The organism is Psychrobacter sp. AOP5-GZ1-6 (assembly GCF_052376345.1).
Lineage (GTDB): Bacteria > Pseudomonadota > Gammaproteobacteria > Pseudomonadales > Moraxellaceae > Psychrobacter.
In genome coordinates this window covers 1-14,710 of the sequence record NZ_JBQSVP010000077.1, presented here as the reverse complement: position 1 = coordinate 14,710, position 14,710 = coordinate 1, and the positions used below count along the sequence as shown (strand labels likewise).

General features: G+C 44.2%; 10 protein-coding genes. 7 read left to right on the top strand and 3 right to left on the bottom strand.

The features are described 5' to 3' along the window. Positions 1-21 precede the first annotated feature (21 nt). From ACT3RN_RS10370 to leuC, 3 genes are all read right to left on the bottom strand, one after another. Entirely contained in the window at positions 22-759 is a 738-nt protein-coding gene (locus ACT3RN_RS10370; RefSeq protein ID WP_192520457.1) for a hypothetical protein, read from the bottom strand. 140 nt (positions 760-899) lie between these two features. Further along, positions 900-1,550, bottom strand: a complete 651-nt coding sequence (gene leuD, locus ACT3RN_RS10365; protein WP_192520458.1) for a 3-isopropylmalate dehydratase small subunit — start codon at positions 1,548-1,550, stop codon at positions 900-902. A gap of 42 nt (positions 1,551-1,592) precedes the next feature. Continuing rightward, complete coding sequence (gene leuC / locus ACT3RN_RS10360) at positions 1,593-3,011, bottom strand: 3-isopropylmalate dehydratase large subunit (protein WP_192520459.1); 1,419 nt, start codon at positions 3,009-3,011, stop codon at positions 1,593-1,595. 365 nt (positions 3,012-3,376) lie between these two features. Here leuC and ACT3RN_RS10355 point away from each other — a divergent pair, with 365 nt between their 5' ends. The 7 genes from ACT3RN_RS10355 (at position 3,377) to ACT3RN_RS10325 (ending at position 14,031) form a co-directional block, all read left to right on the top strand. Continuing rightward, positions 3,377-4,249 carry a LysR family transcriptional regulator gene (locus tag ACT3RN_RS10355; RefSeq protein ID WP_192520460.1) on the top strand — a complete coding sequence of 291 codons (873 nt, stop codon included), beginning with the start codon at positions 3,377-3,379 and terminating at the stop codon, positions 4,247-4,249. Between the two features lie 769 nt (positions 4,250-5,018). Beyond that, positions 5,019-6,518 carry a sodium/proline symporter PutP gene (gene putP, locus ACT3RN_RS10350; protein ID WP_192520461.1) on the top strand — a complete coding sequence of 500 codons (1,500 nt, stop codon included), beginning with the start codon at positions 5,019-5,021 and terminating at the stop codon, positions 6,516-6,518. Positions 6,519-6,681: 163 nt separating this feature from the next. Beyond that, positions 6,682-8,154 carry a gamma-mobile-trio recombinase GmtY gene (gene gmtY, locus ACT3RN_RS10345; RefSeq protein WP_192992284.1) on the top strand — a complete coding sequence of 491 codons (1,473 nt, stop codon included), beginning with the start codon at positions 6,682-6,684 and terminating at the stop codon, positions 8,152-8,154. Beyond that, entirely contained in the window at positions 8,151-10,778 is a 2,628-nt protein-coding gene (gene gmtZ / locus ACT3RN_RS10340; protein WP_192992285.1) for a gamma-mobile-trio integrase GmtZ, read from the top strand. Before gmtY ends, gmtZ begins: the two co-directional genes overlap by 4 nt. Continuing rightward, positions 10,768-11,436, top strand: coding sequence for a gamma-mobile-trio protein GmtX (gene gmtX, locus ACT3RN_RS10335; protein ID WP_192992286.1), 669 nt, complete (start codon positions 10,768-10,770; stop codon positions 11,434-11,436). Before gmtZ ends, gmtX begins: the two co-directional genes overlap by 11 nt. Next, positions 11,429-11,845, top strand: a complete 417-nt coding sequence (locus ACT3RN_RS10330) for a DUF6262 family protein (RefSeq protein ID WP_192992287.1) — start codon at positions 11,429-11,431, stop codon at positions 11,843-11,845. Before gmtX ends, ACT3RN_RS10330 begins: the two co-directional genes overlap by 8 nt. Beyond that, positions 11,842-14,031: an ATP-dependent DNA helicase gene (locus ACT3RN_RS10325; RefSeq protein WP_192992288.1), complete on the top strand. Its 2,190-nt coding sequence runs from the start codon at positions 11,842-11,844 to the stop codon at positions 14,029-14,031. Before ACT3RN_RS10330 ends, ACT3RN_RS10325 begins: the two co-directional genes overlap by 4 nt. Positions 14,032-14,710: the final 679 nt, after the last annotated feature.

Here is a 14,710-nt window from a genome sequence, read left to right as displayed (position 1 = left end):
TTGTTTTTTATAAGTTGTTTTTTATACTTTAGTCTTCGTACCTTTAGATTTCACCTTAATCGTACCGGTTTCTACAAACTCGCCTTGATGTTCGCTACCCAACTCTTTACAAAAACGGCGCTGTACTTTATTTCCTTGATACAATTCAACACATAAGGGCTCTGGTGACGCGGTATCTAACAAGCTACCTGAACTTTCACTAGATTTCTTTTGATAAGCTCGCAGCTGATAAGTATCAGCGTCAACAAAATCGTGAATCATTGCAAACCGTTCAACATAGCCCAGATTGTTCTCTGGATAGAAATTAACTTGCACCTCTCGTTTGGCAGGCTTGAGCCGTGCATAGTAATTGGTGAGCCCAGCCATGCCTGAAGCAGATAAGGGTACAATTTTTATCTCATTGTTCTTAGTAATCGGCGTCATGTCCATTTTCATGGTTGCTTGCACACGATTACTACCAATATAACCTGCTTCCTTGCCATTCACAGTAGTCATTGCAACGAGCATAGCAGGATTAATAGGCTCATGGGTATCAGCTGCAATCACTGGCACCTTATCGATACGTGCAATTTCACAGTGGTAAGTACCTATACAAGCTATATTTACTTCGCCAGTGATAGGTTGGATTTTGCCTGCCCACGCTGTAGCGCTTTCTGCCTCATCTATTTTCTGATAGCCAGTCAAGAGCTGACAGCCTGACAACCATAAGCTTGCAGCAACAATGCTACTTGTCCATAAAACATAACGTTTTTTATTCATAATGACGGCTACTATTCATAAGAGAAACAATAAAATACTTTGAAAAACCATACTTCATTTTAGCCAGTTCGCCACCATAACTCAACGTTCCATTACTACTGTTCATTAATTTTATGAGCAATAACCTATAGATCTTTCGTTTAGGCGCGTACCTCGTTGAATATCCAAGGCGTTTTTTGCATCATTTCTTGCTCATAGTTTTTGATAACATCGCTTTGCTGCAAAGTAAGACCAATGTCATCTAGACCATTTAGTAAGCAATGCTTACGAAAATCATCCACTTCAAATGCATACTCTTCACCCGTTGGCGTAATAACAACTTGACGCTCAAGATCTGCAGTCAATTCATAGCCTTCGTTAGCTATAGTAGCTTTCATCAATGTATCAACGATATCTTCAGCCAATACAATTGGCAACATGCCATTTTTGAAGCAATTGTTATAAAAGATATCAGCGAAGCTAGGTGCAATTACTGTACGAAAACCGTATTCAGACAATGCCCAAGGTGCGTGCTCACGGCTAGAGCCACAACCGAAATTGCGACGTGCTAGTAATATAGTAGCACCTTGATAACGCGGTTTATTCAAGACAAAGTCTGGGTTAATCACTCGTGTACTATTGTCTTGACCCGGATAACCTTCATCAAGATAACGCCAGTCATCGAATAAGTTGACGCCAAAACCTGTGCGCTTAATAGATTTTAAAAACTGTTTTGCGATAATTTGATCAGTATCAACGTTTGCACGATCTAATGGGCAAACGATACCAGTTTGGGTGTTATATGCTTGCATAAAATTTCCTATAAATGATATTTTTGTTGATGCATAGTCGTTTTAAAATGTCCGCACATCTACAAAGTGACCTGCCAATGCGGCTGCCGCTGCCATCGCTGGACTAACCAAATGCGTACGACCACCATTACCCTGACGACCTTCAAAGTTACGGTTAGACGTAGAAGCACAATGCTCTTGTGGCTCAAGTTTATCGGCATTCATGGCAAGACACATCGAGCAACCCGGCTCGCGCCATTCAAACCCAGCTTCAGTAAACAAGGTATCAAGCCCTTCCGCTTCTGCTTGTAATTTCACTTGCCCGGAACCCGCCACTACAATGGCTTCTTTAATATTATCAGCCACTTTACGGCCTTTGATTACGGCGGCTGCATCACGCAAATCTTCAATACGTGAGTTGGTGCACGAACCAATAAAGATACGATCTAGTTGGATATCCGTGATTTTCTGACCAGCCTCTAGGCCCATATAGGTATAAGCACGTAACCAACCTTCTTCTTGTGCTTCATCCGATGCTTGATCAGGAGTTGGCACTGATTGTGTAATATCAACAACCATTTCAGGTGACGTACCCCAAGATACTTGTGGGGCAATTTCGCTACCGTCAATCTCAACCACACTATCAAATACAGCATCAGCATCTGAATACAAGGTACGCCAGTACTGTTCGGCTTGTTGCCATTGTTCATCAGTTGGTGCATACGGACGACCTTTAACATAATCGATAGTGATATCATCGACAGCAACCATACCCACGCGTGCGCCCGCTTCAATCGCCATGTTACAGACGGTCATGCGTCCTTCCATGCTCATTTGTTCAAATACCTGCCCTGCAAATTCAATCGCATAGCCTGTGCCACCAGCCGTACCAATTTTTGCAATGATAGCCAATACCACGTCTTTTGAGGTCACGCCTGCACCAAGCTCACCCGTGACACGAATCTGCATGTTTTTTGATTTCTTTTGAATCAAACACTGAGTTGCCAATACATGCTCAACTTCAGACGTACCGATACCATGTGCCAAGCAACCAAGTGCGCCATGAGTGGCCGTATGCGAGTCACCGCAAACAACGGTCATACCTGGCAATACTAAACCTTGCTCAGGACCGACAACATGCAAGATACCTTGACGCGCATCGTTAATAGTAAATTCAGCAATATCAAATTTGTCACAGTTATCATCTAAGGTAACTACTTGCAAACGCGAGACTTTGTCTTTGATACCAGACACGCCTTCTAGACGTTCTTTAGACACCGTTGGTACATTATGATCAGGGCTAGCGATATTGGCAGATAAACGCCATGGCGCTCTATTAGCCAGTTGCAAGCCTTCAAATGCTTGCGGACTGGTCACTTCATGCAGTAAGTGACGATCGATATAAATCAGGCTCGAACCATCATCACGTTTGGTGACTTCGTGAGCGTTCCAAAGTTTGTCATATAACGTCTGACTGGCCATATTGCTATCCTTTATTGTTTGCTAGCTACTTAATTTTCGATGGCTTACACAATAGTAAACAAGAAGTTTTATATCTATTTATAACCGTTTAGTGACATTTTGTCGTCTATGTCTATTAGAACCTACTGAACACAAAATACCGATTATTTATATTTATTGTTGCAATCGCCTATTAAAACAAGCTTTATACTACAATTTATCAAGTTAATATAATAAATATGTTTTGATGTCTTGTGATTATAGCAGGCTAATCCTATAATAATAATTGATGATTTTTAACCAGACGCAAACTTTTATTTCTAATACATTATGATTAGGTCAGGCAACTTTTATTTATAGCTCGCTAAGTAGCTAAGGACATCCTCTTGAACACCACAAACTTAACGACATTCGTCACCGTTATGCATACAGGCAGTATTTCTGGCGCCGCAGAAAAGCTGTTTATCACTCAGCCTGCTGTCAGTAAACGCATCAAAAATTTGGAAGATGAATTTGATATTACCCTGTTTGATACAGTAGGCCGCGGGATCGTGCCGACCCAAGCTGCTAATGAGATGCTACCACACGCTAAGCGTTGGTTAGAAGATTATGAGAATTTTAAAATCAACCTACAACATTCTCAACATATCGTGTCTGGAAAACTGGTCATTGGTACTAGCCATCACATAGGTTTACATCATCTAGCACCTGTACTCAAACACTTTATACAAGCCTACCCTGCAGTGCAGTTAGAGGTTCATTTTGTCGATTCAGAAGCCGCACACAAAGCTGTATTAGACGGTGATTTATCATTGGCCTTTGTCACGTTACCACCTGTTTACGATAAGCGTTTAACTTATCACACCCTATGGTCAGACCCTCTCTACTTTATGACGGGTACGTTATCACCTCTAGCAACGAAATCTAATGTCACCTTAGAACAATTAGCACGCTATCCTGCTATTTTGCCATCTGCCAATACCTTTACCAGTCAAATTACATTGGCTGAATTTGCTAAGCACAATCTAAAACCTTATGCCACCATGAGCACTAACCCTCTTGAGTCTATTCGTATGTTGGTTTCTGTTGGACTTGGTTGGTCAGTATTACCACAAACTATGGTTAGTCAAGATTTAGAACGTATTGACATGGCTGACAATATTGAATTACAACGCCACCTAGGCGTGGTTATCAATCCAAAACTAACACAATCTAGTAGTGTAACAGCGCTACTAGATTTGCTCGCACCTATTGAGTAAAAGTTACTAAACTGTGCTCGATCTTTCGAGCATGGCACTGATAGAAGCTAGTAGAGGCTAGTTTTAGACAGTTTGACATCAGAAGCAGTAGGGCCTGTTGTTTTAAACGTCTATGTTTAATACATTAAAATGGTAAAAATACCTCTGTGATCTGATGTTAAAACTGTCTCCTAGATTTATATAAGAGTCGCATTTTAATCTCGTTAAAGCTCACGCATCACCGTCATTTTACGCCTTATATAAAAACGTTTTAATGATCAGAAGTGTTTATTAATGAATATTAAACACGCCTGATTTATAACGATTGTGCAATGATTTTTCAGCACAAAAAGGGCGCTATTCGCATTTTTGGCACTCATACGCTATAATAGCTTTAAGATTGTCTCTATAACAAAAACTTACCGTAAAGATACTGATAGTAATCACATCGAACATTTTTAGTAATATATGATGTTTAATAGTAGCTTTGATGGTTTTAAATGATTGGTTATACAGGCGGTTTATATTGATATATAACTAGCAACTGCGAGAAATTAACACAGATAAAGAAAAGTGCGAATTTTTATCGCTTTCAGAGTATTGCTCAATTGGTATTAGCCCCAGAACAGCATCAATCATATAAAACTAACAGCAAATATTGAATAAAAGCCATTATGTCCTACTTAATGGCTTTTTTTCTTTAGATATTGTTTAGGACATCTTCTTACGAAAACTTAATTTTTAGAGTTAAAATAATTACAGCCAACACTGTTGGTTAAGGAACATTTATATGAACGGAGTTTCTAGTGGCGTGCTAATATCACTTGGCGCTTATTTTTTAGTGATGATAGGGATTGGCGTTTATGCTTACTTTAAGCAAGCCAATGACACTGAAGGCTATATGTTAGGAGGACGTAATTTAGGACCAGCCGTAACAGCGCTGTCGGCAGGTGCCTCAGATATGTCAGGTTGGTTATTACTTGGTCTACCCGGTTATATGTTTGCCGATGGTGTGGTCAGTATCTGGATTGCCCTTGGTTTAACACTTGGCGCATTATTGAACTATCTTATCGTAGCACCACGCCTTCGTGTTTATACCGAAGTCGCTGACAACGCTATTACCTTGCCTGATTATTTCGCCAACCGATTCGAAGACAAGTCGCACATGTTGCGTGTTATTTCTGCACTCGTCATCATTTTATTCTTTACTGTTTATACCGCAGCTAGCTTAGTCGGTGGTGGTAAACTCTTTGAAAGTTCGCTGAACCTATCTTACAGTACAGGCCTTTGGGTCACCGCAGGTGTGGTTGTCGCATACACTTTATTCGGTGGCTTCTTAGCTGTTTCAATGACCGATTTTGTGCAAGGTGTCATCATGCTATTTGCGATGGTGATTGTTCCTGTCGTTGCGTTTACTGACTTAGATGGTATTTCAGCCACTACTGAGGCAGTTAGAAATATCGATCCAAACTTACTGAACGTTACTAGTGGTATGAGTGTTATTGGTATTATCTCTCTAATGGCATGGGGTTTAGGCTATTTCGGTCAGCCACATATTATCGTACGCTTTATGGCAATTCGCTCAGTTAAAGACGTACCTACTGCACGTAATATTGGTATGAGCTGGATGGTTGTCAGTCTTGTTGGTTCACTAATGACTGGTTTTGCTGGTCGCGCCTATGTACAAAAGACTGCTATGACACTAGATGATCCTGAAACTATTTTTCTAGTATTTACGCAGTTTTTATTCCACCCACTAGTATCAGGCTTCCTATTAGCAGCTATTTTAGCAGCCATCATGAGTACTATCTCATCGCAATTATTAGTAGTATCAAGCTCACTAACCAAAGATGTATATAAATTATTCTTTGATAGAGAAGCACCAGAAGCTCGTCAAGTATTGGTAGGCCGTATATCAGTTATCATCGTTGCTATCGTTGCTATTATGCTAGCGTCTAATCCAGAAAGCTCTGTATTGAACTTGGTTTCTAATGCATGGGCAGGATTTGGTGCAGCCTTTGGGCCATTGGTTATCTTCAGCCTAACATGGCGTGGTATGAACCGTAACGGTGCTGTTGCTGGTATGGTCATTGGCGCATTGACTGTCATTTTGTGGATTTATGGTCCTTTCGAAGTCAATGGTACGGCACTTAACAGCTGGTTATATGCTATCGTTCCAGGCTTTATATTAAGCACTATCGCTATCTTTGCCGTTAGTATTATGACTGGTGGTCCAAGACCTTCTGTCTCTGCAAAATATAAAGAGATGGAACTAAACATAAATCAGTAAGCTGATAATTTATCTTGTCGTAACAAAAAAACCTCGTCATTATTGTTCGTATAGTACCTAAAAGTGTGTAATTCTGATAATAACCTCCTTTACGGGGGTTATTTTTTGCTTGATTTTTATAAAGGTAAATACTATAATTTATGTAATTTATGTAGGAATGGAAATGATAGCAACGAAAGTTATTGCAAAGATTGTGCAGGACAATAGCGGTGTAGCAACCGAGATTCCTGTCATCCTGACTGATGAAGGCGTTCTCGAATCAGTGACTGACTACGTACTGAGTTTACACCTGAGCGGCACATCAATTTCTACAATCGATAAACACATCCAATCGATTATCCTGCTGATCGAATTCTTGGAGGCGAATAAGTCGATGTTCGCTGATCCAGAGGAAACGTTTTCTGTGTTCGTTAGGCGGCTGTATAGCGGGACTGTGAATGAAAACGGGCTTGATCCCTCAGGCTTGTATTGGATTCCTGCTTCCATAGGTACCGTGTCTCGGCATATCGGCCACTTAACAAATTTCACAAACTGGATGGCTGATAAAGGCCAAGGGCAGCAGGTTAATTCGCTTCGTACTGCCTCTCGCCATGAGGAGAGAATCCAGTACGCCGCTTGGTTTAGACGGAATCAAGACGACTTTCTAGGCCACATCAAAGACAAATCGATCAACACAACGGTTAAACGCGCTCGAAGCATCAAGGGTCGCACACCTCTCGCCAAAACTGAGGATGATGCCATTGCATTTCCAGCAGCAAAGTGGGAAGCGTTATTCCTGCAAGGGTTCGGTGGAGCGAAAGATATTCGTGTAGCACTGCGAGATAAATTGATAGCGTTGCTTATGCATGGAGCAGGTTTCAGGCGCAGCGAGGCATTGTTGCTTTGGGTGACAGACGTATTTGAAGACCCTAATGATCCCGATAAAGCTATCGTCCGAATTTATAATGAGACTGAGGGTAAAGCCCCTAATGAATGGAAGCCTCGTAAGGGGTCTGCAACTCGCAAAGCCTACCTAAAAGAGCGTTACGCACGCGCACCTCGCGAAAATCTGCAAGGCACTCAGCATTTAGGTTGGAAGTCGAGGGTGGTTGATCATAAAGATGGCTATCTAGAGGCGTATTTTTTTCCACAAGATTACGCCAAGGTATTCATGGCCTTGTGGCAGCAGTACCTTGTCTACAGGGCCGCTATTCCCTGTCACCATGACTATGCATTTATCAGTTTCGATTCGCGTTACTTGGGCAACCCCTACACTTTCAACGCTTTTAATAGAAGCTATGCTGCCGCACTTAAACGGATAGATCTTGAGCCAAACAAAGCCGAGGGGCTAGCTCCCCATGGGCATCGTCACAATTACGGACGCAGACTTCAGACAGCAGGTATCGATCCGCTCTTTATGAAGAAATGCATGCACCATAAAAGTCTTGAATCACAGGTTGTTTATACACTGCCCTCAAGCACTCAGGTATCGCAAGCGCTCTCTAAGGCATCACAGCAATTACAAATCGGCTCCGATGCTTCGACATCAAGCGCCGCGTTTGACTGGAAGACCCTCGCAGAACACGGGTTCGAGGATATCGATCCTGATGGTTATTTCACAGGTAAGAACCCGAAATTAAGTAAGCACTGGTCATGACTAAGAAGTTCAACGGTAAAGGCTACACAAACGACATGACGCTGAGCTGGATCATCAGAGAGCTAGGAGATGACTGGCTTCAGTGGCAGCAGTATGCGGCTGAATGGCTCGCTGCTGAAAACTCTGGTATTGGTAAAAAATTAGAGGGAATTAGGCATTTCATAGTCTATCTTAGTGAGAAAGTGACGTATGCCAAAGACGTCGTACTCCTGTTTGAAGGTCACTCTAGTGGCCACATCGTTTCAAGTGAGGAGTTTAATGCCTACCTCATTGAAAAAGGCAGCAGCGCGAACAACTCTAAGTACACTACCTATGTAGTTAATCTGTGCGACTTCATTCTCACTCACCACCTTTGGGAGGAGGATGATAATGGCAAAAAGGTCGCTCTGTTCAGCAATCCCTTTGAAAAGATTAAGACTGTAACGTCAAACACCGAAACGGTTCATAGTCCCTTGCCTTACCGCTACATCCAACAACTACGGCAGATACTTTGCCCTTATCCAGCCAATATTTCATACGACAAAAAGCCGTGGAAAGGCCAGAACTTCTCTGACTGGCACTGGGCAATTGACCACCTTCAGAGTGGTGATTTGGCATGGATGGAAGTCGATCCAGCCGTCATTGATACAGCCGATCCAGACTGTATTTCGCGTACCCGCGAGGTGAGTCGAAATAAAAAACAAGTGACCATTCACGAGATCTGGTCGCCTGTGATGGTGATGTTTCTGTTCACCAAACTTCACTTGCCGTTGCGTTCATTCCAAGTACGATTCTTGGACTCTGGCGAGGGGGATACGTGGCGATATGAGCAGGGTCAGTGGATTGAAAACACCAAACACGCGTTCAAATATGGTTCGACCAAGCGCCCCTATCAAAAGGGGGTGTTTAAGCGCATTTTCGACTCGATGAGTGAGTCCTATTCAACAGGTTTATATATCTCAACCAACAAAACCGCCGATCAAAACAAAGATGAGGTACAACGCGGCTATACCATTCCTTGGGAGCATGAAGAGCTGCTCTACTGGTTAGAGAAACTGCGCAATTGGCAAGAGAAGTACAACCCTATTGACTGCCTGACGGAGGGAACAGAGCTGAAAACTGTCCACACAGGTGCTACAAAATCCCAAAAGCAGCTTCAAGATATAGGTGAGTTCGCCTTTCTGTTCAGGGCACGTAATTCGCGCTACTGCATAAGTAAAAGGGATATATCAAATCCATGGTATCGACTCCTCTCTCAGCTAGAAGAATATGTTTTTGCTAGCGGTCAAACGCTATCAAACGGTGACCGTCTTCGCTTTGTTCAAGACTATGGCGATGATTATAAGAGACATGAAGCCACTAAAGCTGCGACAGAATACCCACTACACAGCCTGCGTGTGTCCTTGATTACCTGCTACACCATGGATACCAATCTGCCACTACCTGTCATCTCTAAATTGCTCGCAGGCCATACGCGCTTGTTGATGACTATCTACTACAACAAGATAACACCCTCTGTAATGGCTCAGAAGATGAAAGAGGCCGACACGTCCTTGGTGGAGAAAGAACCCGATGGGTTGCGCAATTTTCTAGCTGATGCCGAGATGAATCAAATCAAGCTCCGAACGGCTTTCCATTCCGATCAGCACAATTCGGTTGAAGCAGCATTGGCGAATCGCAACCCCATCGGCTGGGAAGAGAGAGCAACAGGCTTGTGCCTTGTGGGCGGCAATTCTGTTCGCTCCGACGAGGTATCTACAGTGGGTGGGTGCTGGAATGGTGGGCCAATGATTAAGGGTTCCAACAACGGGGAACAGAGAGTTTATGGCGCGGTTCCAAACGGCCCTGAAAACTGTATCCGCTGTCGCTGGCATATTACGGATGCGAGTTACTTACCTGCACTCAATTCACGCTTTAATCAGTTAAGTTACAAGGCGCACCAAGCCGCAGAATTGGCCGTTGAGATAGAGTGTCAATTAGAAGCGCTAAAGGATGAGTTGTATCTCACAGAAGAGGCAGACCAGCCATTTCTAGAGCATAGCGAGTTGCAAGCGTTAGAGCGCCGTTATGAGAAACAACGCGTCTTAGCCGATGAGTTTGCCAAGGATTATATCGCTACATTCAACCTCATCAATCGCATCATAGAGATCGAGAAACAACGCGAAGATGACGATGATTGTCAGAAGATCATTGCCGTTGGGAGTGCCGATGATCTAAACGTCAGCATGAAGTTCATCGAAACGGAATCCGAGCTGCTTCACCTGTCATTACTCTGCGAGGATGCAGAGTTCCATCCTGACATACACGATGACTTAAGAAAGACTCCAGCGATTGCCAAGCGCACCAATGCGTTAAGCCGCATGATGGCTCGCCAAGGTTATAAACCTGTTTTCCTAGAGATGGACGAAAACGCACAGCTTATCGCGGGTAACGCGCTGATGCGAAAGATGGCGCAGATCGCTAATCCAGATGACAAGTTAGAGGGCTACCGAATAGCTGCAAACTACATCGAAGCCCAAGAATATTTAATGGATGCTCGCCTTATCGAGGCCGGGTTTGATGAGCTGCAAAAGATCACACCGCTAACCCTCGCGGCAGGTGTATCAAAACGAATTTCGCTTGCAGAGGTGACTGATGACGATTGATATTGAGAGCGTTTTAGACACGTTAAAGGATGGACGAACGCCGAAAACTCAGCGGTCACTTGAGGGGCTGAACACGGTCTTAAAGGACTATTTTGATTCAGGAAGACGTGACTTCTCAATCACCACAATAGGCCGCATCTCTGAAGAGAAAGGGGGAGTCGGATACCAATCGATACGTGCTACCGCGAATATGCATTACCGTGACTTGATTGAAGCTTGGGCAGCTAAAGCCCAAACAACAACCAAGAAGCCACCTTCTATTCCCGCTAAGAAATCTGGGCAAGATTATCAGCTATTGGAGCGCATTGATGATACAGCGGTACGCGCTTTGTTCGGTCAGATTATCCGTGAGCGTGATCGCTACAAAAGCGAGGCGAACATGCTGAAGAACCAAACCCAGATCATTATTGATAAGCGCCCTACGACCTTCACAGAATCGAATAGCGAAGCACGTGTAGAGCTACTGCCTTCCTTAAAAGGGGTCTGCTCTGACAATGAGATTAAAGCTCTGCGAACTGTCTGCTCTGATGAATGGCTAGAAAAATTCGACTTTAATGCTAACGATCTAGGGCAAGTAAAGGATGAATACGGCAACGAAATACTGCCACGCGGTTTCCTAACGGGCCTTAGAAAATTGCTCGGTGAAGTGGATGAGTAACGGCAAAGATAAAGGTCAAGAGAACCTCCTCGCTGTGAAGCAGTGGATTGCCGATCGAGATGCTTCGGGCGATTACGGTGAGTATGAGCGTCGAGGTATTGTGAATCGGTCAGCCCTGTTTGCTGAACTGAATATTTCACGCTCAAGCTTCGGGTCAAATGGTCAGATTCGCACCTTGATTGAAGAGGCAGACAAGCGATGGTTTGGTGAGAAAGAAGCTGACACGAAAGCGCATAAAGCAGCCCGTGAACGCTCCGAGAAAAAGGTGGCTAACACCAACGCAGAGATCAGTAAGCTTATGGATCAGATCGCTAAGCTCAAGGCAGAAAACGCTCAGCTCAAACGAGAGAATGAGAGGTACGCAGCCATGAGAGACGTATTGCTAGAAACGGGGTATCAGCCTCGATGATGCGGGTTCAGATCGCCAAGATTCGCAGATCGGGCGTTCGGACTGCTTGGGAGATCGCTGATGATGGATCGATTATCAGGCGCTTGCACACGCTCTGCCTAACGTTCCCTAAACGTTTTATTGATACAGCCGAAATTGGCACGGTCTGGAAGGTTGATGGTCAAATCAAAACGAGCACGTTTAAGGCAGGCGACCATGAGATTACCGAACGCTACCTGAAGGTTAAAAAAGCTGAGTTTCTTCGTCCCTCAGGTGAGCTGTTGGTGCGCTGGATCGCATCAAATATTGAAGGCGTTGGTGATGTTAAAGCCAGCAGGTTAGTACGTCAGTTTCCCGATCTGAATGAAAAAGTACGTAGCAAGGACGTAGAGGCGCTTTCAAGCGTTGCTGGCATATCAACCGACTCAGTACAGCTAATCATCAAAAAGTGGCCCTCAGAGGGCTTCTATGCGGCTTTAGAGTGGTTGCAGGAATCAAAGCTGCCACTTTCACTCGCGCAAAGTTTAGCTAGGGTCTACGAGAACCCTGTTAAAACCTTATCAGAAGACCCTCTCATTCTGACTGCATTTGGCGTGTCACTCAAAGACACTCTTAAACTGATTAAACGCACAAAGCTTAATGTCCCCACGAGTCGTATTCTGGCAGCTGTCGCTGAACAGGTTGCGGTTAAATACTGTTTTGAGACAGGTTCAACCGTGATTCCTGAACAGGAATTGCTGACCCTAGCGGATAGGATCTGTAGCACGAACAATTTTGAGTCTCAGGACACCGTTGAGGCAGCATTAAAGCATGGCTCTCTACTACCAGTTGATGGAGGTTTTCAGAGCCTTGGCGCTGCCATCCAAGAGCGCACTGTCGGGCGGTTTTTAACCAAGTGCAATGAGCGCTCGAAAGGTTCAGGGTCGCTACTCGCTGAATGGGAAAACGATCTGACAGATGAGCGCATTGAGGCGGCGCTTCAGTCGTTTGAAGGCTCGCTGCCTTTTCGTATGACTGCCGAACAACGTGAGGCTGTCATGGGGGCTGTTAAATCGCCAGTGGCGATCATTTCAGGGGGCGCAGGAACAGGCAAGACTACAATCCTCCTCGCCTTGCTTTCGATCTATGACCAGCTCTCCACTGGGATTGCTCAATACCAACTTGCTTTATCGGGTCGAGCCGCGCAACGCATGGCTGAAAGTACAGGTCGCGAGGCTCAAACCATTGCTAAATTCATTTCAGATCATCTCAGAGAGAAAAAGCCTCAAGTTGAAGATCATGTCTTGTTGGTCATTGATGAGGCATCAATGGTTGACCTTACATCAGCATACAAGATTGTTGGCCTGCTTCCGTACGCTACCAGAATCATAATGGTGGGTGATGTTTCACAGCTTCCACCTGTCGGTGGTGGCCTGATATTTCACGCGGCAATGGACAGTACCTTACCCGTATTTGAGCTAACACAGGTAAAGCGCCAAGGTGACCAGAGTGGTATTCATCAACTAGCGACCGCGATACGAAGTGGCCGCATAGACCGCAAGCTATTGAACAGTGCGTCGGGAGACACTAGGTACACACCTGAGTCCAGCTACGATGCGATATTGGATGAGTTCAAAAAGACGAGCAATCCTGCTGACTGCATCGTGCTAACGCCGACCCGCAAAGGGCCACTTGGCGTTAACGAGATCAACAAGCTCATCCAAGCTCAATTTGATGAATTTGAGCCACAAGAACTCCACTACAAAGACCCATTCATGGATTGGATTCCGTGGATCACGAGTAGCGGTACAAAGCTTAGGCTGGGCGACCGAATTATGGTGACTCGCAATGATTATGATGCCGATATTCGCAACGGTGATTTAGGCGAGATAACGGAGGTGTACGATAGCCCAAAGGATGGTGCCTACGGAGTCATGCAGATCGATGGTAAATTGGTCGATATTACTGATGATACTATCGACAGTATCGACCTCGGATATGCCATCACAATCCATAAGTCCCAAGGATCACAGTGGCCCAAATGCATTCTGATGCTGCCGAACTATGCGGGTAGAATGACCGACCAATCACTGCTCTACACGGCAGTTACACGGCCATCCGAAGAGCTTGTACTCATGGGTGACTCTAACCTCATTCGATCAGCCATCACCATCGGCAATTCTGCCTCCACGCGGATGAATAACCTTCTATCCTCGCTGCCACGCTGAAGCAGAGAAGGCGAAGCCTATTAGCGTACCCTCCAACTTTGCTATTGCAGCGGGGTTTCTTGCGCGATACCTCGACCACAGTCATCTATCGAAGTGATTGACCCAATCCCACTCAACCTTAAACTAGCACTGTGGAGATTCGCGCCCTCAGCGTTGGGGGCATGATGTTCTGCCCTCGCGCCCTGATTAACCGCTTTTATTTTTACACACAAAATTACATAGTGTGTAAAAATAAAAACACCCCAAAAACATAGTTTTTATGGGGTGTTCAGTCAGTCAGTCATAGAATTACACAGTTTTTACTATATTCTCAATGATGACGAGGTTTTTTTTGGTGACTAGCTCATGTTAATCATTCACAAAGAAGCTGTTTATCTCTATAACGCTTATAGATAAGACTTAAAGTAACGGTAATGCCTTTGTTTGCCTTAACGAGTATTACCACACACTGCCTATATAGCTCTAAGGAAGCAGCTCTAATGTTAATTTGTAGGGATAGGTCGATATGTATAGTCAGTCCTAAATAAAAGAGGTACAACTACGCGATATGGGTTACGTTTTTCTTGCTTGCTGTGCCTGCTCAGACAGAGGCGGCGCAAAATGTAACCCGTATCGCTGTATTTATTTTATAGTGAATCAACTATAGTGGCATAATTAAATTGGACAACTGCTAAGAGGC